This is a genomic window from Colwellia sp. MB02u-9 (assembly GCF_014077085.1).
GTDB lineage: Bacteria > Pseudomonadota > Gammaproteobacteria > Enterobacterales > Alteromonadaceae > Cognaticolwellia.
On the sequence record NZ_JACGVF010000094.1, the window covers coordinates 42242 to 65631 of the forward strand.

At 36.8% G+C, this 23390-nt stretch carries 21 protein-coding genes; 17 read left to right on the forward strand and 4 right to left on the reverse strand.

The window, feature by feature from the left end:
* Positions 1 to 551: 551 nt before the first annotated feature.
* From H4J65_RS08870 to H4J65_RS08915, 10 genes are all read left to right on the forward strand, one after another.
* A complete protein-coding gene (locus H4J65_RS08870; RefSeq protein WP_182197656.1) occupies positions 552 to 4223 on the forward strand; it encodes an ATP-binding protein in 3672 nt (1223 codons plus the stop codon).
* Positions 4220 to 4855 (forward strand): condensin complex protein MksE, encoded by a 636-nt coding sequence (locus H4J65_RS08875; protein ID WP_182197658.1) that lies wholly within the window; start codon positions 4220 to 4222, stop codon positions 4853 to 4855. The genes H4J65_RS08870 and H4J65_RS08875 overlap by 4 nt, the downstream gene beginning before the upstream one ends.
* Before the next feature lie 11 nt (positions 4856 to 4866).
* Entirely contained in the window at positions 4867 to 6075 is a 1209-nt protein-coding gene (locus H4J65_RS08880; protein ID WP_182197660.1) for a hypothetical protein, read from the forward strand.
* A gap of 633 nt (positions 6076 to 6708) precedes the next feature.
* Complete coding sequence (locus tag H4J65_RS08885; protein ID WP_182197668.1) at positions 6709 to 7050, forward strand: PDZ domain-containing protein; 342 nt, start codon at positions 6709 to 6711, stop codon at positions 7048 to 7050.
* A 123-nt stretch (positions 7051 to 7173) separates the two neighbouring features.
* On the forward strand, positions 7174 to 8991 hold the full coding sequence (locus H4J65_RS08890) for a serine hydrolase (RefSeq protein ID WP_182197670.1): 1818 nt from the start codon (positions 7174 to 7176) through the stop codon (positions 8989 to 8991).
* A 656-nt stretch (positions 8992 to 9647) separates the two neighbouring features.
* Complete coding sequence (locus tag H4J65_RS08895) at positions 9648 to 10001, forward strand: hypothetical protein (RefSeq protein ID WP_182183572.1); 354 nt, start codon at positions 9648 to 9650, stop codon at positions 9999 to 10001.
* 131 nt (positions 10002 to 10132) lie between these two features.
* The gene (locus H4J65_RS08900; protein ID WP_182183574.1) at positions 10133 to 10534 is read left to right on the forward strand and encodes a hypothetical protein; all 402 of its coding nucleotides are present in this window, start codon (positions 10133 to 10135) and stop codon (positions 10532 to 10534) included.
* A gap of 213 nt (positions 10535 to 10747) precedes the next feature.
* Positions 10748 to 10987 carry a DUF1272 domain-containing protein gene (locus H4J65_RS08905; RefSeq protein ID WP_182183576.1) on the forward strand — a complete coding sequence of 80 codons (240 nt, stop codon included), beginning with the start codon at positions 10748 to 10750 and terminating at the stop codon, positions 10985 to 10987.
* Positions 10980 to 11384: a hypothetical protein gene (locus H4J65_RS08910; protein WP_182135722.1), complete on the forward strand. Its 405-nt coding sequence runs from the start codon at positions 10980 to 10982 to the stop codon at positions 11382 to 11384. The genes H4J65_RS08905 and H4J65_RS08910 overlap by 8 nt, the downstream gene beginning before the upstream one ends.
* A gap of 277 nt (positions 11385 to 11661) precedes the next feature.
* Positions 11662 to 11916, forward strand: a complete 255-nt coding sequence (locus H4J65_RS08915) for a hypothetical protein (protein ID WP_220460876.1) — start codon at positions 11662 to 11664, stop codon at positions 11914 to 11916.
* Positions 11917 to 12113: 197 nt separating this feature from the next.
* On the opposite strand, the gene H4J65_RS08920 is transcribed toward H4J65_RS08915, so the two are convergent.
* From H4J65_RS08920 to asnS, 3 genes are all read right to left on the reverse strand, one after another.
* Entirely contained in the window at positions 12114 to 12431 is a 318-nt protein-coding gene (locus tag H4J65_RS08920; RefSeq protein ID WP_182197673.1) for a CcdB family protein, read from the reverse strand.
* Positions 12431 to 12676, reverse strand: coding sequence for a type II toxin-antitoxin system CcdA family antitoxin (locus tag H4J65_RS08925; protein WP_182135720.1), 246 nt, complete (start codon positions 12674 to 12676; stop codon positions 12431 to 12433). Before H4J65_RS08925 ends, H4J65_RS08920 begins: the two co-directional genes overlap by 1 nt.
* A gap of 717 nt (positions 12677 to 13393) precedes the next feature.
* Positions 13394 to 14794 carry an asparagine--tRNA ligase gene (gene asnS, locus H4J65_RS08930; protein WP_182135719.1) on the reverse strand — a complete coding sequence of 467 codons (1401 nt, stop codon included), beginning with the start codon at positions 14792 to 14794 and terminating at the stop codon, positions 13394 to 13396.
* A gap of 139 nt (positions 14795 to 14933) precedes the next feature.
* On the opposite strand from asnS, the gene H4J65_RS08935 reads away from it, so the two are divergent.
* The gene (locus H4J65_RS08935; RefSeq protein WP_259363072.1) at positions 14934 to 15302 is read left to right on the forward strand and encodes a hypothetical protein; all 369 of its coding nucleotides are present in this window, start codon (positions 14934 to 14936) and stop codon (positions 15300 to 15302) included.
* 40 nt (positions 15303 to 15342) lie between these two features.
* Here H4J65_RS08935 and bioA read toward each other — a convergent pair whose 3' ends face one another.
* On the reverse strand, positions 15343 to 16647 hold the full coding sequence (gene bioA, locus H4J65_RS08940; RefSeq protein ID WP_182197677.1) for an adenosylmethionine--8-amino-7-oxononanoate transaminase: 1305 nt from the start codon (positions 16645 to 16647) through the stop codon (positions 15343 to 15345).
* Positions 16648 to 16881: 234 nt separating this feature from the next.
* On the opposite strand from bioA, the gene bioB reads away from it, so the two are divergent.
* The 6 genes from bioB (at position 16882) to H4J65_RS08970 (ending at position 22358) form a co-directional block, all read left to right on the forward strand.
* Complete coding sequence (gene bioB / locus H4J65_RS08945) at positions 16882 to 17862, forward strand: biotin synthase BioB (protein WP_404851947.1); 981 nt, start codon at positions 16882 to 16884, stop codon at positions 17860 to 17862.
* Positions 17863 to 17867: 5 nt separating this feature from the next.
* Positions 17868 to 19031 carry an 8-amino-7-oxononanoate synthase gene (locus tag H4J65_RS08950; protein ID WP_182197682.1) on the forward strand — a complete coding sequence of 388 codons (1164 nt, stop codon included), beginning with the start codon at positions 17868 to 17870 and terminating at the stop codon, positions 19029 to 19031.
* Positions 19031 to 19816 carry a malonyl-ACP O-methyltransferase BioC gene (gene bioC / locus H4J65_RS08955; RefSeq protein WP_182197684.1) on the forward strand — a complete coding sequence of 262 codons (786 nt, stop codon included), beginning with the start codon at positions 19031 to 19033 and terminating at the stop codon, positions 19814 to 19816. The genes H4J65_RS08950 and bioC overlap by 1 nt, the downstream gene beginning before the upstream one ends.
* A gap of 93 nt (positions 19817 to 19909) precedes the next feature.
* The gene (gene bioD, locus H4J65_RS08960) at positions 19910 to 20587 is read left to right on the forward strand and encodes a dethiobiotin synthase (protein ID WP_182197687.1); all 678 of its coding nucleotides are present in this window, start codon (positions 19910 to 19912) and stop codon (positions 20585 to 20587) included.
* Positions 20588 to 20865: 278 nt separating this feature from the next.
* Entirely contained in the window at positions 20866 to 21384 is a 519-nt protein-coding gene (locus tag H4J65_RS08965; protein WP_182183594.1) for a hypothetical protein, read from the forward strand.
* Between the two features lie 410 nt (positions 21385 to 21794).
* Complete coding sequence (locus H4J65_RS08970; protein ID WP_182197689.1) at positions 21795 to 22358, forward strand: YSC84-related protein; 564 nt, start codon at positions 21795 to 21797, stop codon at positions 22356 to 22358.
* Positions 22359 to 23390: the final 1032 nt, after the last annotated feature.

The window sequence follows — 23390 nt, forward strand, 5'->3', positions numbered from 1 at the left end:
GTTTTCGCGGCCGTTAATGGTTATCGAGCAAGCTCATAGTCAAGTACCTAATTAACAGTCTTATTGATATGCGAATACAATAAGGCTGTCTATTTTTAAATATTTTTATTTCTAGCCATAAAGTGTCAACGGCTCTTAATACCTCGATAATTTACACCTTACTCTTTACAACACCGGCATTAATGTCATCTTTAGCTTTTCATCCAATGATATAAATATCACTAGCTTTCGCTCCTGCGATAGTGGCATCAAGTAACCAGTTTATTATCATCTTCACATCAAAGTTTCAGGTATCTTGTGCTCTTAGCTTGTTTTACCTTCTAATTTAATGATCATAAACCAAGCGCTAAGTTTATATATAGCAGATAATGACCACTGCTCCAAAAGGTTCATAAAGCATCTAATGCAGCGCGGCTATTCACTATGCTATGCACCATAGTGCAAAGCCAATCTCAATATTCTCTGTTCGTGCCATGGTATCAATGAGCCAGTCGTATTACACTAATCACCAGCAGATTAAAGCATAAATAATACCGTCAATAGGAAGATAAATGACCTTGAAAGTTGCACCAAGTAGCAAACTATTACGCATAATTTTGATTGATAGCTACTTTAAGGGGAGAAGGGTTGAGGTTGACGTTAGTGGCCATACTAATCTCAGTGGCACCAATGCGGCGGGCAAAACGACCTTTTTAAAACTGGTCAGAATATTCTTTGCTGATGCCCCCAGCGATGTCGTTAAAGTACGGGGTAAAATCAGAGAGTCTTTTGTAAACTATTACCTCCCTAGATTGACCAGTTATATTGTTTTTGAATATCAAACGCACTCAGGCATTAAGCAAGCCGTGTGTTTTAGTAAGAACGAAAGTATAAACTACCTATTTGTAGATAAGCCGTTTGAACTTGCCGATTACACGGCGGAGCCTTCGCCAGATGGCACACTAAATTTAATTCCCTGTACAAACATCTATCGCCACTTCCGTTTAAAGCAGGTGCCTGTTAAAGCAGTATCTTCGCCATCACATTATCAAAAAATTATTCTTGGTACGGCAGTATTTAGTGACAAGGATCTGACCGAAGCAAAGCATAGGTTTTCTCTTGCCGCACCGGGCAAAAATTTATCAATGCTCAATACCGTGGTGGGTGCTGCATTAGAGCGCAACACGGACTTTAAACGTATTAAAGAACTACTATCGTCAATTATGCTCAATGGTGGTAAAAATGAACTTGAGTTTAATATGGACGTAGCGAGTCTATCTATCTGGAAAACTGATTATAACGCGCTTAGGACTTATGATGATTTAGCCAGTAGCATATTACCCAAATTATCCAAATCTCTTTATACGGCAGAAAATTCTGAAGCCATCTTGGCTGAGTATAAGCACAACTTGTTAGCTTATACTGAGCAATTCAACTATTCACTTAAAGCGCTAACGCTTGAGCTTGCGGCATTAAATACTGAAAACTCGACTGCAAACTTAAAAACTTCAGATGAAAAAAATAGCTTAGCCGATCAAATAAGTGACAATAATCGCACAGTTGACGGCGCCAAAAGACAAATAGAGACCATTGAAGCTGAAAAAATTTCTTGGGAAGAAAAAGATGTTGGCAGCTTAAAAAGTGACTATGCCAATATTGATCATTATCAAGCACAACTTGACAATGCCAGTGTTGAAAAAGCAAATTTACTGGACGAAGCTCAAAACATTACCGCGAAATTCGACAAACTTAAAGCTAAACGACAAGCACAGTTTTATAACTTAAAAGATCAACTGAGTAGCCAGCTTAGCGTCGCCAATGCTGAATATAGCGAGATTACAGTAAAACAAAACAGGGTAATGAGCGAAGCGGGATATGATCTAAAAACCGCCATCTCAGAGAATGAAAATCAATTACAGCAACTTTCTGCCGATTATGAAAATAAACTCAGCCATTGTCATTTTAAATTACAAAGTGTTGATGTCAGTAAGGAAGCAAGGGCACAACTTAATTTAGCACAACAGGAATTGCAACGGGCAAACGAAGCGCTTAACGCAGACTCAAGGCAAGCCATAGATTTTGAGCGTCAAGCACAAAATAGTGCGATACAAACGGATAAAATACTCAGCGAAATGGCCGATATCGCCAACACAATAAAAACTAAGGTATCAGCAAAAAATGACTTAGAGCGCTTACTCAATCCGCAAAAAAATTCGCTGCATGAGTTCTTAGTGAACAATGTTGATGACTGGTCTGAAAGTATAGGTAAGTTTCTTGCACCCGTGGTATTAGCGTCAACCGATCTTAACCCTGATTTTAGCGCTGAAGGCTCAAAAAATAACTTCAAAGGCTTAACGCTAGATTGGGACCGTGTTTATAATGATTTTGCCAAAACAAGTGACACTATTAGCGCCGAAATTGAACAAATTGACCAGCATATTTTGCAATTAAATGAGACAAAAGAAAAACTGTCAGACAAAGTTAAAGCCATTGCCAACGAGCAAAGTGCGCTGCAACAAGACCTTATTAAGATTAAAGCTAAAATAGCGTTAAAGCAGCAATTACTTGAATCTATCAATGCCAATATTAATCAGCTCAACATTGAACAAAAAAATGCCATTGAACAAGCCAAGTTAGTTTTAGAGACTGAAGCTAAAGCGCTTAACAATGCCCTGAGTAAACTGGGTCGAGAAAATAAAGAAAAGCTAAGTCAGATTAATCAACAGCACTTAGACCGTATTCGAAGTTTACAAGAACAACATATGGGGCAAAATGTTGAACTAGAAGGTTATATCAAGCAGACAGAAGACAAAACAAGCCAAAACACTACTGAATATACCTCAGCGATCAGCCGCTTAGCAACGGATGAAAAAAATCAATTAAATGATAAAAATATTGATACTGAATCACTAAACAAACTTGATAATGAAATAGTCACGTTAGAAAAACAACTTAGCCGATTAAAAAATGCTCCAGGTATCATTAGCAGTTATAACGCTTTTATGAGCAACAGCTATAGCCAACTTGACAACCTTAATGATAAATCGTTTAAGGCTTCGCAAGGGGTAACAAACCTGACTCAATCACTTACTGAACTGACTGACAGAATTAAAGCCCGTAAAGCCGCTTTTATCATCAATCGTGAAGCGATTACCGGTAAGCTGTCAAAGGTGAGCCAACAGCACGAAATGGCCTTGCGCTTAACCAACCGATTAGGCGAATTTGAGCAAGCTTTTGACACGGCACAACCCCATTCATTTGAAACAATTTGCGGTGAAGTAGACAACATATTAAAAAGTCATCGTAAGGCATTAAAAAGCATTAAAGGCTATGCCGAACAAGTTATCTCCCAAATGAATATCCACTTGAATAGTGCGATAAAAAAATCCATCGATATGAAAAGTAATGCCTTGGAGATAGACCCTAATCTCAGGCTTATTTCAGATTATATTGTCAAAGAGTTACCCTTAGTCATTAATGAAGTACGTGATTTAATTATCGAGAATGCGGCACTACGGGGTATGGAATTATCTGGTTTTTATGATCAGCTCAAACGTTATGAATCTGATATTAATGCTTTTAGCTTAAGAGTTAATAGCTATTTAGAGAAAAAAACTGTTTTTAGCGCCTTAGGTAAAATATCAATTAACCTGACACCTTTACTCGAATCTCACGAAGTATTCTCGGCCTTAAAATCATTTAAAAAAACCTATGAAGCTTGGAGCAAAGACAATCAACAAAGCTTACCTCCTGAAAGTTATGGCGTTGCTATGTCAGAAGTTTTGACGAAATTTACCCATAACAAACTGGTAGAGAGGCACTCTAATTTATACGATATTTCTTTTGAAGCTGTGGTTAATAATGAAAGAAAAATCGCGCGTTCAGGTAATGATTTAAAAGACATCTCTTCTAATGGCATGAGTTACTTAATTCTGCTGGCGTTTACCACTTCATTAGGCTCTATGATCAAAGGAACACAAGATGTTGATATTTTATATGGCGTTGATGAATTAGGTGAAATCTCAGTTGAAAACGTCGACTCACTATTCGCGATGTTTGATAAAGAAAAAGATACCATTTTTACCGCTATTCCTAATGCAGATAATAACTTCATGGGGGTTTATCACAAGCGCTATTTTATTAATAAACCGAAAAATAGGTTTGAACAAATCACCGCTAACGATGATCCTTTGCTTAAAGCAATAAGTGCCGCACAAACCAGTGCAGTAGGTACCCCATCATGATTTTTGATGAAGTGTTCACCAGCACAGTAGAGTCACTTTTAACCGGTAAATTCATTTGCCCGATAACCTGTGCTACAAGTTACGACTTTCTAAACTCAGATATCAACAGAGAGCGTGTACAGAGCTACTTGTATCAAACCGGCAAAACATTATCTCATATCGATCACGAATTTTATTATGCCTCCTACGAGTCTATGACCCCAGATAGAAGACGAGCGTCAAGAGCGGTATTTAAGCAAACTCAGCAAGAAATAAGGCCAGTAGTTGAGTTTCTAAGTTTAATGATGCGCGTGAGTAATGACGAACGTTCACTCTATACCGGTGATGAAATTCACCTAGCTCAAATTGTCAGTAAAATTGAAAACGATAAATCACTGTTAAAATCATTAGACCGGATCATTATCCAGATAAAAGGTCAGTTAAAAGGCAGTGTTTTTGATAAAACCAAACAATTGATTAATAGCCTAGTTAAAACTGATATTTTAAAGCAAATTGAACCCAAGATAGATATCTATCTTTGTACGGGTAAGCTTGCCTACTACATTAACTTGATGGAATTTATTATGACTTATCAAGCTGAGAAATTTGATGACATCGACTTAGATGAGCCAGCACAGGATGATTTGATATAATGTCGGGTGCCATGAAAAAAATGTTTCGTATGCTAGCAAAACATGCGTCAACCATTGACACCATTATAACCGAGGGAGTACTTCCGCCTACTGAAGAAGCCCTGAAAGGTTTTGATGAACTTCACAATTACAATCTGGCTTTTGAAACCGCCTCAGGCAGTATAAGACTCAGCAGTGCCTTTCAAAATTTTTTAGAAAATGCGCTTAAAACAGAAAGAACACTGGCTATTAATCTGGATGTTGGTGGCTATTGGCGCAGTATTTTATTTAATATAAATCAGCTAAACCACTCAAATACCCTGGGCGCTTACAGTGACAGCGATATGTATAAAAGACTGGTCATTGACTCTATCTATCAATTACTCGATGGTATAAACAACAACATACAACAATTAAGAAACCGTATTGAAAATCAATTTGGTTATGTGCATTCAATATCGGCAAAGCGTAAAGAAAATGAACAAGCCATTGCAGAAGCAAGAACCCTTAGACAAGCGTTAAATATTATTGATGAAGCAGAACTGTTGGAAAGGCCCATCACAGATTTACGACTGCGTTCCATTATCAATAACGACTTATTTGGTGGTAAACAAAGTGCGATTAAAGAACTTATTAACGCACTAACACTGATGCAAGCCTTGTTGATTGGTTTTAGAAAATTGGAAGGTAGAGGTAAACTTGTTAGGCAATTTAAACAATATTTCGACACAAAAACCGATCATGACTTTAGTGATCTTATCAGTGTTGAAGACATTAGCATGCCGCCAAACATCACCAACTTAGTTAAAGTAATGAACATCGATGTTTATCCTGATGAGTCGAGTTTACTAACCCGCAATGATTTAATCGATCTGGCACAATCGCTTAACTTAGAGGAAGGTGAACGGTTTAAAAAAGAAAGGGACAATAATTCTTCTCTTGATATGACACAAGACAATGTTGAAAAAGCAGTTGAAACACCCATGGGCGCGAAGTGGCTAGAAGATATACTGTTAGCGTTAATCAAAACACCAGGCGATAAAGTGCTAGTGAATAACATTTACCAACAACTACAACCTGAATGTAAACCGCAATTATTTTTAGATGCTATCTATACTGAAATTTTAAGATTACCTGCGGAAAAAAGTAAGTTTTTCATCTTTAAACCCCTAGGTAATTATTCAAAATCATTTAACGGTAACTTTGATATTAAAGATATTTCAATACACTTCAATCATTAACAAAATAAGGCTTCAGCATGCTTGTCGCCTTATTTACCAACACTGTCAAAAATGGAAAGAAACGGCTTCACTCAAAAAATATATTACCTTGAAAAAGGCAATGAATTTAAAGCTGTAATTGGCTTTGCTTCGCTACCTATTATAACCAACAACTTTAGTCCGCTTAACGCGCGTTATCGATACCAAACCTAATCCGAAGTGTTAAGTCTCTTTAAAAGATAATGTCTCGAATGTGCCTTCCTGACATTCCAGCTAAAAATCTTGCCCTATATTTTCTAATGAATTAACTACTAGCGTAAACGCTGTAATGCCCTTTTATATGTAAGTCAGTATGATTTTTCGAGGTGTGTTACTAAGACGTGTTATTAACACACGATTTATTGTAACAAAAACTAAATAAAGTCACTTAACTAATTGAATTAAAAGTATTTTATTTTATTTTTGTTCGGGTTGTATTACTGAGAGGTCTTAGTAACACGCCTTAATATACATGTGATTTAGCATTACCAGATTCTAATGCTTTGAAAGTATGAGATATTAACGTTAATTTAATGTTAATTTAATGTTATTTATGATATGTGTTACTAAGACGTATACATTATAAGCTGTTAGGTTTTTAAAGGAGTAAGACTTTTGAATTCAATTAGGAAGATTCTATTAATTAGTTTGTTTTTACCATTTACTGCTTTCGCAGATGGTAAAATTGGGATTGCCGCAGGCGTGTCTGTTGATGGATTCTTTAGTCCTGAAATAACGGAGTTTAAAATTGATAAAGTTCACCCTGGATCCCCAGCAGAAAAAGCTGGAGTTAAAGTTGGTCAATTAGTTATTGAACTTGATGGTTGCAAAATCCCGGGCTGCCCAGCGGATAAAGCTAAAAAACTAATGGATAAAGAAATAGGTGAAATATTACCATTGCTAGTTAAAAACTTAGATGGCGGTAAAGTTTTGCTAAAAATCCATGTAGGTGAGTAAAACCTATAAGAAATTAAACAGGGACAAAAAAAAGTTGGCTTTTGCTCCTTCGTCGCTAATTTTAGCCAACAATTTTTTGCCCGTTAATTGTGTCTAAAGCGCTAGTCGTATACTGAGAAGTTGATGTTCCAAAAAATATTATCATTATTTTTAGTTTTGTTTTCATTAAATATTGCTTATGCCAAAAGCGATATTCATATTGAAACCCAAATCAAAAAGACTATCGAAAATGAAAATATTGTAGGATTATCTTGGTCAACAATTTCAAATGGACATGTTGAGGTTGGTAGTGCGGGCTATGCAAATATTTCAAAGTTTGAACCTATGAAGCCTGCGCAAAAAATGCATGTAGGCTCTGTTACCAAATCGGTTCTGGCAATGGGCGTTCTTCATTTAATATTTGAAGAGAGACTCTCGTTAGACAGTAATGTTGAATCATTACTGTCGGAATTAAGTTTCGACAACGCTTGGAACGATCGTTCACCTATCAAGGTCAAAAACTTACTCGATCATACTTCTGGATTAGACAACATTCGGATGTGGCAATTATTAAGCACTAAACCTTTGCCAAATACACCATTAGAAGAAGCTTTTGAGTCAAGCCAATACAATCTATTAAATATTAGAACAGAACCAGGCACACAATACTCATATTCCAATATGGGGTATACCTTGCTTGCGATGGTTATAGAAGCTGTCACCAACGAGCGTTACGAATATTTTCTCGATGTTAACCTTTTAACTCCTTTAGAAATGCATGATAGTAGCTTTGAGTTCATCAGCCAACGAGGTCAGTTCGCAGATCCATTATTGGCGATGGGCTATTATGAAAATAATGTTGCTCAAGCTGCTGTGCCTAGTTATTTAAGGCCAGCTGGACAATTCACAACAACAGCTCCTGATATGGCTAAGTTTATGATGTTTGTGTTGAGTGATGGCAAAGTGAATGGTGAAGGCTTTGTGCACCCTGAACATATGGATATGCTTACAGAGCCTTTAGGCACTGAAGCACATATAGCTGGCCTGAATATTGGACATGGGTTAGCGTTTGCTAAGAGAGATCGGCATAACGTGCTTGGTATGTGTCATCCCGGCACAACATTTGGATTTAGAGCCTATATTTGCCTTTTTCCTGATGAGAACAAGGGATTTTTTTATGCTACTAACACTGATAATGAAACTACTGACTATGAAAAGTTTAATAAATTATTTATCAATAGGTTAAGTCTAACACCAGCGAAAATTACAGAGCCTATGGGAAAAGGAGTTGAGCTATCAAGGTTGCAAGGCATTTACTTGCCATCGCCAAATAATATGGCTGAATTTGAATTTATTGATATGCTTTTCAATTTTATTTGGTTAGAACAATCAAACGATCATTTTCTAATTAAGTCATTGCAAAATGCTGATAGGCGATTGATTCAAATTGACGAAAGCTTATTTCGAGATGTTAACAGAACACAAGCTTCTCATGTTGTTTATTCTAATGATAAAAGTCGATTGTTTATTAGTGATGGGCTTAAAACGTTTCAAAAAGATTCTGGTATAACGCTAGTGCTTTATTGGGTAAGTTTAATTTTTGGTCTAATTGGACTGATTTATATCTTTTTAGTAGGATTAATTAGAATTGCTAAACGCGATAAAGATGGCTTAGGACGCATTAAATGGGTGTTTATAAACCTTTTACTATTTAGCTTACCCATATACCTCTATGTTAATCAATCCTTTCTAAAGTTTGGTGATATTACTGCGGCAAGTATTTGCTTGGCTTTTTTATCAGGGCTTTTGCCAATAACACTTTTATTTTCTTTATGGATTTCTTTAAGAGGAAAGATGCAAAGTAAGTTAATAAAATTGGATATTGCATCGATCATGATGTCTATACAATTTTGTTTAGTATTGGCTGCTTGGGGGCAGATACCCACTATATTTTGGCAATAAATTGTAGCGCTTTAACAAGCAAATCAACAAGGACTAAAAACAGCGGGCTGTTCGCTCCGCTCCATTTTAGCCTGTTATTTTTTCTATGTGTATGGCCACACGGGCTTTAATCTCAACATGGATGTAAACAAATGATAAAATTATATTTTGCGTTATCAGTTTTGATAGGAACTTCTTCTAATGGGTTATTCAGAAATTTATTTTTCGCTTTCAATAGCGGAAAAGTTTCAAGTACTGTAACTACCAAATTCGAACTATATTTAAACTTGTTATATATTTTGGCTTTTATTTTATCAGTAATAATTTTTAAACGGATCGCAAAATATTACGATTTAAATATTAAAAACAAAAAATGTATAGTTTTACAATTGGGTGTTGTTATTTTTTACTCTAATTTGATTCTAAAAATAGTGGCAATAACTCCCCTGATAAAAACACACAGGACACCCGCCGCTCACCAACCTACGCGGCAGTTAACGAGGCGTTAGGTTAATTGACGCAGTTGGTGACCTCTGTTATATTTCTCCAGTCACTGCTTTGTGGTGGCACAGCTATCACAGCTGGAGGAGAATCCAACTCAAAGTGCTAACAAATCCTTCAAATTTAATACATTTGTTTTGTCTGTTATAAAAGGATTCACGGGCAAGGAGAAACATATGTATATTTTACAAAATAAATCCCAGCTTAACTCTTTCGTCAATTCTATTCGTGATCAATCATTAGAATCGTTTAGGTTCTCACCCAAGCCAACAAAGCTCAAAGAGCTAATCTCACGTTGTTTAAGTTTTAATACTTATGCCAGTGTAATTTCAAAACTACCAATTGATATGGAAGAATTTGATTATACTTTCCCAAAACTTTTATCTGATGCTTTAATTGCACAACCTTATGGTTTAAGAGTCGATTATTTAATTATGAAAACTATTTACGATAATGCTATTGAAAATTGTGCATATTGGGACGACGAGCGAGCACTTATGTCACTCCATATGGCGGCTGATGGAATGTAATTAACCTAATAAGAAAATAAACTAGGACACGTAACAGTTGGCTATGTTTCGCTATTCGCTACACAATTTTAGCCAACTATTTTTGTCCGATTAAGTGGGCGTTGGTAAATAATTAAACTTGGCAAAATAAAATGAAAAATTGGCAAATATCTACATCTAAAACAGTTAAAGAAAAAATTACAAATGCTATGAAAAATGAAGTTAGTAAAATTGCATGTGATTTAATCGATAAAACTTTAAAGCCTAAACACATAAAACCAGAGCTAAATAACCCAAGTTTCAATAAACTTGTAGATATATTTATTAAATGGCGGGGAAGCTCACTGTATTTTTATGCTAAATATAAAAGCTGTGGGGAAGATGCTATTTCACCAATTTTTGAAACAAAATTTGCGAGGTTAGTATATGCGGGGGAGGATAAGTTTAACCTCTCTTATATGCGGCACAATGAGCAATGGCTTAATTTACATTCGAATTTTACTGGGCTGGAATGTTGCAATGCTATTGAATACGAACCATATTTCGTAGTGTAATTTGCCTATAAGCTGTTAAAACAGGACAAAATTTAGTTGGCTGTAGAATAACTAATTAAGCCAAAATCACTAAATTCTTTTGTACCTATATCGCGCTGTAGACTATTTACTCGATATAGGTAATGCATTTTTTACCCCGATTTTTAGGGGTAATTCATAATAAACGAGTTATTCTACAAGCTCGTTATGTGTATCTCTAGAAGGGAGTTCTAAATGTTAGAATTGAGACCTAATTGTGAGTATTGTGATTTTGATTTACCACCTGAATCGAATGAAGCTGTTATTTGCACATTTGAATGCACATTTTGCGTTAAGTGTGCTGAAAAAATATTAAAGAGTATATGCCCAAACTGCTCAGGTAACTTGGTTCAACGACCCATCCGACCTTTAGCGGCATTGAAAAAAAATCCTGCATCAACTAAACGAGTATTAAAGGAGAAGAGGCATGTTTAAATCTCGAAATATAGAGGGTAAAATTGATTGGTTAGATGAAACTGGTATTAAAATTTATACTATTTCTGCCTGTAATAGTTTAGTCGACCAATCTAAATATTTATATCGACTCAATGAAATTAAAGCAGCACGTAATATCAACTGGATTAATACTCCAGCTTTCGTCATTTTTCATGATGGTTCCGGTTGTGATTATTTGGTTTTAGTCTGGTGGGAAAATGATAATGAATTATTCACATCCGTATCAGTTAAAGTTGATGATGAATGGGTAGAAGACGCCAGTAAATATTCGTTCTGCTTGTATGATCTAGAGGTGTTTTGGACTGAGCGCAATATTTATATAACAACAATTGATTGTGAACTACCATCACTAAAAAAATATCAGGTTTCGCGTTAAGCACACATAACATGCTGTTAAATAAGAATAAGTTGGCTGTTTTTGTCCCGCTTGATATTTTAGCCAATTAAATTTTGCCTCTTAACTGGGCGTTGAGGCTGTAGAATAACTAATTCAGCCGAAATCACTAAATTTTTGTGTTTCTTTATCGCGCCGTAGACGATTTATTCGATATAGGTAATACATTTGGTACCCCGATTTTTTGGGGAAATTCATAATAAACGAGTTATTCTACAAGCTCGTTATGTGAATAATTCGAGCAGTAGGAGTGATGTCGATGGATATCGTTAGTTTTATGGATGTTGAAGAGACGGAGAATGACTTAATTATTTCCTTTGCTCTCGATATTGGAGAAGGTTATATAAAGACGCTTCTCTTGCACAGGACATTGTTTTGTGAATTTATTATGCCTGAAGAAGAGCGCGGTACAAAAGTTAGTCTTGAAGACCTAGATATAGCTGAAGAGCATATGAATACTCTCGAGTGCGTTACATTTCACGAAAAAAACCATAAAAATAAAAGCTCGGTTTAGCTCTCACGAAATATACTTACGAAAGCTTCAACTAGAAGAAATAGATCAAATTAAAGAGTCTTTAACTCATCATAATTATGATGAGAGGTTTGAGATTAAATTCACATAACAGCAATTCAACGTGACACGCAACACTTGGCCGCGTTCACTCCGTTCACAATTATGGCCAACTATTACTTAGCCCCTTAATGTGGGCGTTATATGCCCGTAATAGCAAAGTCGATCGCTGCAATAATCTCATCTCTTAATGATACAACTGAGCCAACAGGGTTTTTGAGTAAATTTGCTGGCATTGATGAAAGCTGTGGTGTGAGTAAAATGAATTGTTCATTTTCATATTCTATCGCTGGAGTTAAGCCATCCATCTTTTCATTTCTAAAATGATTAAGCTTCCCTAAAGGGATCACAATTCTCGTTGCGAGATCGCTAATTAATGCATTTTGGATATCAATTATATATGGATATGCTTCCCTGCTTTTTTTACTTGGGTTTATGTATACATCAAATTGTGCCATTAAAACTCTCTAAACTCGTCACCAAAACAGCCATTTTCATCTACAAAATCATTGTAGGCTTTTATAGCGTTTTTATTTTCTTTTACCCATCTTTTAGCTTCAATACTTTTCAATTTATCTTTTAGTGCTTGCTCTAAAGTTGCAGATAAATTAATGTTAAGTGCTCTTGTTTTCTTTAGTAAGTCACTATTTAAGCTAAGGTTTGTTGCTTTTTTAGGGGCTTCAATATCGTATAGTGCTTGCATAGTATGTCTCCAAGTAATCATTGTGTTTATTATGCGCACTCTAATGCGTATTGTAAAGGGCATATAAGCCATTCAAGCAGGACAAATTTTTTATGTTCCTGTATCACACTGTAGACAATTTATTCGATATAGGTAATGCATTTGGTACCCCGATTTTAGGGGGAATTCATAATAAACGAGTTATTCTACAAGCTCGTTATATGTGCAGGAAGTTTGAGTATTAAATTCATAATTGGTTACTTAAAAAAGGATTTTAAATTTAGGTTTTTCTTCTTACTAGCCTCTATTTCTATGGGGTTTTATTTGTATTTTAACTTATATGAAGATGGTGTTTTTATCGGAATAGATGATATCTATTCATTTAAAGCTGTTTATATCTTTATATTTAGTACAGTTTGTATTTTTTATACCTTGGCACTTATTCGACAAAAAGTAGTGCAAAGTACATATAACAAGCAAATAAACTAGGACTTAAGCTTTGAGATAAACCCATGCTTAGCTTCAGCTGACAAAGGATTATATACCATGGATTGATGATGAATGGTTGCTAGAACTGACATCATTCATATCCAAATTTATTAAGTAATAACAAGATTAGTATATGTACATTAAAATGTATTCAGCTGGTAAGTCTATAGGTAGTGGGTATGGTTGGTAAGTTGACTGTAAATAAAAAGCCCTCAATTGAGGGCTTTTTTAGTTTTGCATGATACTAACTTAGAAAGCCGCGTTATTAGGCGTTCTTGGGAAAGGTATCACGTCACGCACGTTTTGCATGCCAGTTGCATAAACGACCAAGCGCTCAAAACCTAAACCAAAGCCTGAATGTGGCACTGTGCCGTAACGACGTAAATCACGATACCAGCTGTAATCTGCTGGATCTAAATTCATTTCCGCTAAGCGTTTGTCTAACACATCTAAACGTTCTTCACGTTGGCTACCACCAATGATTTCGCCAATACCGGGTGCTAAAATATCCATAGCCGCAACGGTTTTGCCATCGTCATTTAAACGCATGTAGAATGACTTAATATCTTTCGGATAGTTTTGTAACACTACCGGACCATTAAAATGCTCTTCAGCTAAATAACGTTCGTGCTCTGAGTTTAAATCAACGCCCCAAGCCACTTTGTTTTCAAACTTCTTACCACAGTTTTCTAAAATGGTGATCGCGTCAGTGTAATCTAAACGCACAAAGTCGTTGTTGATCACTGAGTTTAAACGCTCTACTACCGTTTTATCGACACGTTGTTCAAAGAAAGCCATATCGTCGGCGCGTTCATCAAGCACGGCTTGGAAAACATACTTCAACATTTCTTCAGCGAGATCAGCGGCATCAGAAAGATCAGCGAAAGCAATTTCGGGCTCGATCATCCAAAATTCAGCTAAATGGCGAGTCGTATTTGAATTTTCAGCACGGAATGTTGGGCCAAAGGTATACACTTTAGACAGCGCACAACAATAAGTTTCAACATTTAACTGACCTGAAACGGTTAGGAAAGTTTCTTTACCAAAAAAGTCTTGGTTGTAATCCACTTTGCCTTCATCATTTAACGGTAAGTTTTCCATATCAAGCGTACTAACACGGAACATTTCACCAGCGCCTTCACAGTCACTACCAGTAATTAATGGTGTGCTGATCCAAAAGTAACCTTTGCTATGTAAAAAACGATGTACTGCTTGTGCCAAGGTATTGCGCACACGTGCTACTGCGCCACCTATATTAGTACGTGGACGTAAATGTGCTTGTTCGCGTAAAAACTCGATACTATGGCGCTTTGCTGCCATTGGGTAGGTATCAGGGTCTTCAACAAGTCCTAATACTTCTACTTGTTCTGCTTGGAGCTCAAACGACTGACCTTTACCTGGAGATTCAACTAAAATACCGGTAACTTTTACTGCAGCACCTGTAGTAAGTTTTAATATATCAGTCTGATAATTATCCAAATTGCTCGGAGCAATTGCTTGAATAGCGTCAAAACATGAACCATCATGTACCGCTAAAAATGAAATACCTGCTTTTGAATCACGACGTGTGCGGATCCAACCATGGATAGTAATTGATTCATTAACAGGATATTTTCCTGCCAAGATATCAGTAATGGCAATGACTGACATTTACAAACCTCTTTTTTGTCAAAAATGTACTCAAATTTTAAGGGGTGCTATGTTACCTTGCTTGTAAGGTTTAACAAGTAAAAATTTTTAAATCGGGTCTTTATAAAAAAATAACGTGAAATTAGGGATGAAAAGCGGTGTGAAGTATGAAATATCGGGCAAAGAGCGCAGGAATGCTGCTGATTTATGGACTTATGCGTTAAGAGTATTGGCTATCCTTGGTTGGAGCTTGTTTGTTTGCGCTATCATTGTTTCTTATTATGCGGCACCCGATGTCGACTATGGCATTTTGCGTTACCATAATATTGAAATTAGAAAAATTTGGCAGACACCACTGACCGGCTATTTATACATTGTTTTATTGCTAAGTGCCCTAAGTAGTTATTTTTGTTTAATCATTGATAATTACCGTAGCCGGCGTAAAAACGATGGTAAGTATTTTAATATTTTATTATTACTTGTGATTACCATCGCCTGGGTTAGCTTTATATTGGTACAACTTTATTAAGTCGCCAACATTATTTTATAGCGCAGCGCTAACAAGGGGGTTAGTTGCGCTTAAAACACTTATCTTCATCTAATACGGTACTAATGGCATTGATCAGTAAACTTAGTTGTGTTTTATCACTAATAAATGGCGGCATAATATAGATAAGTTGTCCAAAAGGACGTATCCATACGCCCAACTCAACAAAGCGCTTTTGAATCTCGGCCATGTCAACATGCTCAGTGCTTTGAACTACCCCTATAGCGCCTAACACTCTTATATCCTGAACCCTGTGATGATTTTTTAAAGGCAATAATTGTTGCTTAAAAACCTGCTCAATATCAGTTACTTGTTGTTGCCACTGATTACGTTTCAATATTTTAAGGTTGGCGTTAGCAAGGGCACAAGCTAGCGGGTTACCCATAAAGGTAGGTCCGTGCATAAAGCAGCCCGCTTCACCATGACTAATAGTATTAGCCACTTCATCAGTGCATAAGGTCGCTGCCAGTGTCATGTAGCCACCGGTGAGGGTTTTACCTAGACAGATAATATCAGGACTAATATCAGCCCATTCACAGGCAAATAACTTGCCAGTGCGGCCTAAGCCTGTGGCGATTTCATCAGCAATCATTAAAACATTATATTGATCACAAAGTTTACGGCAGGTTTTTAAATAATTCGGATGATATAAACGCATGCCACCCGCACCTTGGACTATTGGCTCGATAATAAAGGCCGCTATTTGCTGATGATGTTGTGCAAACATGGCAGTTAACGCTTCAACGTCGGTAGCATTCCATGCTTGATCAAAGTGAGTTTTTGGCGCGGGAGCAAATAAATTCTTCATTAATACAGGTTCAAACAACTGATGCATACCATTAACGGGGTCGCATACCGACATAGCGGCAAAGGTATCACCGTGATAACCATTTCTTACGGTGAGTATTTTATGCTTTTCAGGCTTATTTTTACTGTGCCAATACTGTATCGACATTTTTAACGCCACTTCTACTGACACTGAACCACTATCACTTAAAAACACTTTATTTAAGCCCTCAGGTGTTAGCTCAATGAGTGTTTTGGCAAGTTCAATCGCCGGTTCGTGGGTTAAACCACCAAACATCACATGGGCAAATTTTTCAGTCTGTTTTATTAAGGCCTCGTTTAATTCGGGGTGATTATAACCGTGCAATACAGACCACCACGATGACATACCATCAACAAGTTTCTCACCACTGGCCAAGGTAATATGAACACCTTCGGCAGATTCGACCAGATAAGAAGGTAATGGTTTCGACATAGAAGTATAAGGATGCCAAACGTGGTTTTTATCAAATTCAAGGCTTTCTGTTTGTTTAGTGTTCATATGTAAATGTTACTTCGTTGGTTTGGTTGACATGTTTGAGTTGATGCATAGACTACCGATTAATATTAATAGATGCAATTGACAAACGAGTGAATAACTATGACACAGCAAACATCAGCGGTAAGTGAATCTAGCTCAAATACCAACGTTAATACCCCAGTTAATAATACCAACCAAGGTAGTAGTGAAGTACGCCATAACTGGCAAGCAGACCAAGTTAAAGCACTGTTTGACATGCCATTTAATGATTTGATGTTTAAAGCGCAAGTTATTCATCGCGAAAACTTTAATCCTAATGAAGTACAAGTGAGTACTTTGTTGTCGATTAAAACCGGCGCATGCCCAGAAGATTGTAAATACTGCTCTCAAAGTGCCCGTTATAAAACTGACATTGATAAAGAGCGCTTGATGGAAGTGAGTAAAGTGCTTGAAGCGGCACAAGCGGCGAAAGATCAAGGTTCAACACGTTTTTGTATGGGCGCTGGCTGGCGTAACCCAAAGGCAAGAGATATGCCTTCAGTGGTCGAAATGGTTAAAGGTGTAAAAGCACTGGGACTTGAAACCTGTATGACACTTGGCATGTTATCTGCTGAGCAAGCCGGTGAGTTACAAGTTGCAGGCTTGGACTACTACAACCATAACTTAGACACATCACCAGAGCATTATAATCAAATTATCACGACACGTACTTTTCAAGACCGTTTAGACACTTTATCTAATGTACGCAGTTCAGGCATGAAAGTCTGTAGTGGTGGCATAGTAGGTTTAGGTGAAGAAAGTAAAGACCGGGCGTCATTATTGGCACAATTAGCTAACCTTTCACCACAACCGGAAAGTGTGCCGATTAATATGTTGGTAAAAATTGAAGGCACGCCGTTATCTGATGTAGCAGACTTAGATCATTTTGAATTTGTGCGCTGTATTGCGGTGGCACGCATCATGATGCCAAAAAGCCATGTACGTTTATCAGCAGGGCGCGACGCGATGAATGAACAAATGCAAGCCCTGTGCTTTTTAGGGGGCGCGAATTCAATATTCTACGGTTGTAAATTATTAACCACAGGTAATCCTGAAGCCAATAAAGATATGATGTTATTTAACCGCTTAGGTATTAATACTGAAACCATTGCCAGTTCAGCAGCAGACGAAGCAAAAATTACTACCACTGTGGTTGATCAAAAAAATAGCGATCTATTTTATAACGCGGTTACTTAATATTTATGGCGTTTGATTTCTTAACTACAACTATTGCTGAGCAAAAACAGCGCGCACGTTATCGTGTGCGTCAGTGTGTTGCTGAGCAAAATGGCCGTTATGTTAAAATTGATCATAAAAGTTACTTAAACTTTTCATCAAATGACTATCTGGGTTTAAATCATCATCCAAAAATTAACCAAGCATTGCTAGCTGGCGCCGAACGATTCGGTACTTGTGCGAGTGGCTCAAGTTTAATTACCGGTTACTCTTATGCGCATCAAGCACTAGAAAACGATATTTGTGATTGGCTTAATAAAGCTAAATGTTTGTTGTTTGCCAGTGGATTTGCCGCTAATAACGCGCTTATGCACGCCTTGGGTGATAAAAGTTGTGAGCTGTATTTAGATAAACTCAGTCACGCGTCATTAATTGATGGTGCGTTATCAAGTGACGCTAAAGTAAAACGCTTTTTACATAACGATACTGAGCAATTACAAAATTTCTTAAGGCGAGGTCAAGCTAAGGCTAATGATGACGGTAAAGAGTTAAACCAAGTTATTGTCTCAGAAGGGGTTTTTAGTATGGACGGCGATCAGGCTGACGTAACTCATTTAGCGAAAATAGCCCAACAACATAACGCTTTATTATATCTAGACGACGCGCATAGTATGGGTGTTGTCGGTGATAAAGGCCAAGGTAGCAGTAGTATCGCAGCCCCTGATATTGTGATGGCCACCTTTGGTAAAAGTATTGCCACAAGCGGCGCTTTTGTTGCTTGTGATGAATTACTGGCTGATTACTTAGTTAATTTTTCTCGGCATTATATTTATTCCACTGCGATATCACCTGCTTTAGCTTGGGCAACAAAAAAGAGTATTGAAATTATTCAAGCGGAACATTGGCGTCGAGAAAAAATTGTCGAATTAAGTCAATTACTCGCCTCAAAATTAAGCCATAAGGTTCAACTTATTAACAATGCCTCATCAATTCACGCCATCGTTATTGGTGATGAAATTGCCACACTTGATGTTTGTCAAAAACTTCGAGATAAGGGCATTTGGCTCAGTGCTATTCGTCCACCAACGGTTCCAAAAAACAGCTCTAGGTTACGCGTAACCGTAACATCGAGCCATGAAGTTAAAGATATCAATTACTTAGCTAATTGTATTAACGAGGTTATAGTATAATGTCTGAAAAGACTAATCGTTTTAAAATAGCGAGATCTTTTGGCTCGGCCACGACTTCTTATGATATTTCAGCACGTTTACAACGCTATTGTGGCCAGCATTTAATGCCATGGTTACCTAATAACCATGATATAACCGTCTTAGATTTGGGCGCAGGTACAGGTTTTTTTACTGAGCTGCTATCAAGTCGTTACCGACAAGTTATTGGTTTAGATGTATCAAAAAAAATGCTGCACTTTGCCAAAGATAATCGCAATAAACGTATTCATTGGCTTGAAGCAGACGCTTATAAAATACCCTTGCAAGATAACAGCATTGATTTTGTCTATTCAAACCTAATGATCCAATGGTGTGATCCGCTAGACCCAGTATTAAATGAAATAATACGGGTGTTAAAACCTGGTGGTTCATTTGCTTTTAGTACGCTAATTGACGGGACTTTATTTGAATTAAAGTCTGCTTGGGCGCAGGTTGACAATGATCAACACGTAATTGATTTTAAAATAGAAAGTGAAATTATAGCGTTATTTGATGGCGCGGATCGAAAGCTATTGCACGCTAAGCAGCAGGATATTGTTTTAGCATATGAAAATGTTTTACATTTAGCCCATGAGTTGAAAAGCCTTGGCGCTAATCATCTGCCTAAAAAGCAGGGAAAAGGACTTGCGGGTAAAGATAAATGGCAAAAAATGACCCAAAACTATCAAGAATTTTTGCAACCCAATGGTATATATCCTGCTACTTATAAAGTTTTATCTGGGCTAGTGGTTAAATTAAAAGACTAAGCCTTGTCTCTGATCTTTTTGTCTTATTAAGCCTAAGAACCTGATAAACAGCCCATCATAAAAACAATGATTGAATTTTAAGAGTGACCTATTATGTTAAAGCTATTTGTTACCGCCACCGACACAGACGCAGGTAAAACCTACGTAGCTCAAGCGCTTGTGCATGCCTTAGTGGCCCATAATAAAAAAGTGGCGGTCTATAAACCGATTTCCGCGGGTTGCGAGCGAGTTAATCATCAGTTAGTGAATAACGATGCTTTGTTATTGTTAAAACAGTCTAATTGCCAACAAATGATTTCTCAGGTTAACCCGATCACTTTTGAAAAAGCTATTGCACCACATATAGCTGCAGCTCAGATGCAACAAGCCATTAGCTTAATAGATATTCAACGTGGCTATGAAAAAATTACCGCATTAGCTGCTGATGTTGTTATTTGTGAAGGCGCGGGTGGCTGGCGTTTACCGCTAGGGCAAGGGCAATATTTATCAGCGTTCGTACAAGCAAGTTGTCAAGATGTTGTACTTGTGGTGAATATGAAACTAGGCTGCTTAAACCATGCGGTATTAACCTATCAGTCAATTGTAGCTGATGGCCTAAACTGTGTGGGCTGGATAGCAAACTGTCCAGAAAGCATGCCTTATTTAGCGGAAAATATTAGTGAGTTGACTACACTACTACCCATACCTAAATTGGCAGAGTTACCTTTTGAATTAGATATAACTAAAGCAGCGCAGCGAATAGATATTAGGTTATTAACCTCACTGATTTAACGTCTGTCTGTTCATTTATATAAGTAGTAAACATTGGTTAACCCAGTAAGAAAATTTAATTTTTTATTGATGTTTTTGATTGTAGATAATTTTTGATATTAACTCACATTATAACCACCAACACCACAAAGTGGTCGGTTCTTGTTATTCAAGAACCGACCAAGCAAGGCACAAAATTACAGGTATTATTAACGACGATTTTTTTTTAACCTATACTTTAATGCTCGTAACTTAATTATTGAGTTATAACTTTAGATGATAAAAAAGGAAAATATTAGATGAAATACACAATACTTATAATAATATCCTTGTTGTCTGTTAATTTTGCGGTATTAGCAGAGTCAAGCGAAACCAAAATCAATCGGGCCATGGCCGCTGCACCACCGTCTATAAGTCAACAAGCGACTATCCTTGATTCAGACGGACAAGTTTTACAAAAAGGTACTAACGATTGGACTTGTATGCCTGACACTATGCCAGGAGATAAAGCACCTATGTGTAATGATGCCCTTTGGATGGAGATGATGAGTGCGGTTGGTTCTAAAGCTGATTTTAAGGCGAAAGGAATTGGCATTTCATACATGTTAAAAGGTGATATTGGTTCGGGAGTGAGTAATGCGACGCCGTATCATCCTGATCATAAGAAGGCTCATGATTATACAGAAACTGGTCCCCACTTAATGATCATTGTTCCCAAAGAAATGCTAAAAGGAATAACTCGAGATCCTCAATCAGGAGGACCATTTGTTATGTGGGGAGATACTCCATATGCTCATATTATGGTGCCGATAAAATAACTTGGTATTTAAAGCAACTCCATTCTGCCTGCTTGAAATAAAGAATTAAGCAGTATTTGGCAAATAACTATTCTAATACCAATTTGATAGCTAGTAGGTAAGTCAGACCATATCTTTGACTTTCCTACTTTCCTACTTTCCTACTTTCCTACCGTTACAAGGGTATTTGATTTTATCAATTTTTCCGCATGAATTCTTGCAGGTGCTTTCACTTTTGCCCTTTCTTTTAGTGTAGTTAAACCTGCATTGATTACGGATTTAAGCAATCAACCAAATAGTGATATTATTAATATTAAGTCTGTGGCGCATTTTACGGACACTAATTGAAATCATATATTAAACATAACGTTGTATGTTATTAAAATAGCATAAGGTTAAGTGATATAAACTTGAAATGAAGAGGATAAAAAATGTTATCGATTAAAAATTTAACCTGTCTAATTCTTTGCTTTACCTTAGTGGCGTGCGCGTCCATGGGGACAGGTAGTAAAATGGAAAAGCAGCAAGAGATACTTACCATGAAAGATAATGTCTTAACCCAGCTTTTTGCTAATAAACCCGACACTCGCGCACAAATAAACGCGGCTCCAGGTTACGCCGTATTTTCTAATGCCAATGTGAATTTGATACTGATCGCAGCAGGTACAGGTTATGGCGTCGTAAAAGATATGAACACAAGTAAATATATTTATATGAATATGGCTGAAGGAGGCGTTGGCTTAGGACTTGGTGTTAAGGACTACCGTATCGTAATGGTTTTTCATACCAATGCAGCAATGAACAACTTTGTTAATAAAGGTTGGACCTTTGGTGGTAATGCAGATGCGGCCGCAAAAGCAGGCAATAAGGGTGCATCAGTTGAAGGTGAAATATATTATGGTGACGTTACCGTATACACTTTCACCGAAAATGGTTTAGCACTACAAGCTACTATTAAAGGAACTAAGTTCTGGAAGGATAGTGAGCTAAATTAAAATTATTTAGTGCATTCGCTAGTATATTTTTTTGCCCCTATAACAAAAACGGTTACAGGGGCATTTTTTTGAATACAAAGGGACCTTTGAATATGATTTTGCTTTATCTGTTATAAGTACCGGCAGTTAAAAATTTCTTTTAAAATCAATCTGCAAAGTAAAAACTGTCCGTACGTGCTAATAAGCAGAAAATTTACCTTGGATTAAAATTTAGTCATCTTTTTTTTTGCCCCACATAGCTGTCAAACCTACTAGGCTGGCATGGTCTGACTGATTCAACTACCTCAGTTAAGCAATCATTTATAATACTCTAATTAATCATTAAAATTTATTTGGACTTTGATAACCTAGGATAACCCAGATAAGAATGAAGTCAGAGGCTGTCGTACTAGATTATTGTTTAACTCAGCACATCCTGCTGTGTTTGGTAACGCGTTTCATGGTTTTGCCAATGAAGGCGTTCCTGCTTTAAACTATTAAATAAAATTTCAGCAATGGCATTATTCCAAGATCAAATTTTTTACTTATTGCTATCCATAAACCCATGAGATTTGAGCATTCAACAATATTTGTGGCTAACATATTATTCCCTCAGCTAAGTCAACTATCTGTTTTTATTTGTCTTGTGGTTGCCAAATAGTCACTGTTAACGCATCAAAAAAATTGCACTTTCATTCTATATCCCATGCTCTATGCTTCAGTCGACAACCGTAACTATAAAGAAAACTTAAGGGTTAATAAGAGAACCTTCATATTCAGGAATTTCGCTCGTGTTGGCAATCAGGATGTAATTACGTTATGGGTTTTACCGTTACTTAGCCCCCATAAATTGGCCAAAAACATATAGCATACAAAGCTAAAACACTCATGTTGATACCAATGGAAGCATTTTGGCAGCAATGACAAATGAGTGATTTATTTTTCTTACTAGGAGCGGTTGATTAATTATTGCTTAGACTGATTGCATTGGAAAGAAGTGAGCATAAGTTTTTGGCAACGCTATACTGAAATTTAAACTTGGTTATGGTTAAC

Coding starts and splice junctions, on each gene's coding strand:
- H4J65_RS08965 (WP_182183594.1), top strand. CDS start 20,866: ATGAAATACACAATACTTATAATAATATCCTTGTTGTCTGTTAATTTT.
- bioA (WP_182197677.1), bottom strand. CDS start 16,647: ATGAACACTAAACAAACAGAAAGCCTTGAATTTGATAAAAACCACGTT.
- H4J65_RS08880 (WP_182197660.1), top strand. CDS start 4,867: ATGAAAAAAATGTTTCGTATGCTAGCAAAACATGCGTCAACCATTGAC.
- asnS (WP_182135719.1), bottom strand. CDS start 14,794: ATGTCAGTCATTGCCATTACTGATATCTTGGCAGGAAAATATCCTGTT.
- H4J65_RS08920 (WP_182197673.1), bottom strand. CDS start 12,431: ATGGCACAATTTGATGTATACATAAACCCAAGTAAAAAAAGCAGGGAA.
- bioD (WP_182197687.1), top strand. CDS start 19,910: ATGTTAAAGCTATTTGTTACCGCCACCGACACAGACGCAGGTAAAACC.
- H4J65_RS08970 (WP_182197689.1), top strand. CDS start 21,795: ATGTTATCGATTAAAAATTTAACCTGTCTAATTCTTTGCTTTACCTTA.
- H4J65_RS08900 (WP_182183574.1), top strand. CDS start 10,133: ATGAAAAATTGGCAAATATCTACATCTAAAACAGTTAAAGAAAAAATT.
- H4J65_RS08870 (WP_182197656.1), top strand. CDS start 552: ATGACCTTGAAAGTTGCACCAAGTAGCAAACTATTACGCATAATTTTG.
- H4J65_RS08950 (WP_182197682.1), top strand. CDS start 17,868: ATGGCGTTTGATTTCTTAACTACAACTATTGCTGAGCAAAAACAGCGC.
- H4J65_RS08895 (WP_182183572.1), top strand. CDS start 9,648: ATGTATATTTTACAAAATAAATCCCAGCTTAACTCTTTCGTCAATTCT.
- H4J65_RS08925 (WP_182135720.1), bottom strand. CDS start 12,676: ATGCAAGCACTATACGATATTGAAGCCCCTAAAAAAGCAACAAACCTT.
- bioB (WP_404851947.1), top strand. CDS start 16,882: ATGCCATTTAATGATTTGATGTTTAAAGCGCAAGTTATTCATCGCGAA.
- H4J65_RS08890 (WP_182197670.1), top strand. CDS start 7,174: ATGTTCCAAAAAATATTATCATTATTTTTAGTTTTGTTTTCATTAAAT.
- H4J65_RS08905 (WP_182183576.1), top strand. CDS start 10,748: ATGTTAGAATTGAGACCTAATTGTGAGTATTGTGATTTTGATTTACCA.
- H4J65_RS08915 (WP_220460876.1), top strand. CDS start 11,662: ATGGATATCGTTAGTTTTATGGATGTTGAAGAGACGGAGAATGACTTA.
- H4J65_RS08910 (WP_182135722.1), top strand. CDS start 10,980: ATGTTTAAATCTCGAAATATAGAGGGTAAAATTGATTGGTTAGATGAA.
- bioC (WP_182197684.1), top strand. CDS start 19,031: ATGTCTGAAAAGACTAATCGTTTTAAAATAGCGAGATCTTTTGGCTCG.
- H4J65_RS08875 (WP_182197658.1), top strand. CDS start 4,220: ATGATTTTTGATGAAGTGTTCACCAGCACAGTAGAGTCACTTTTAACC.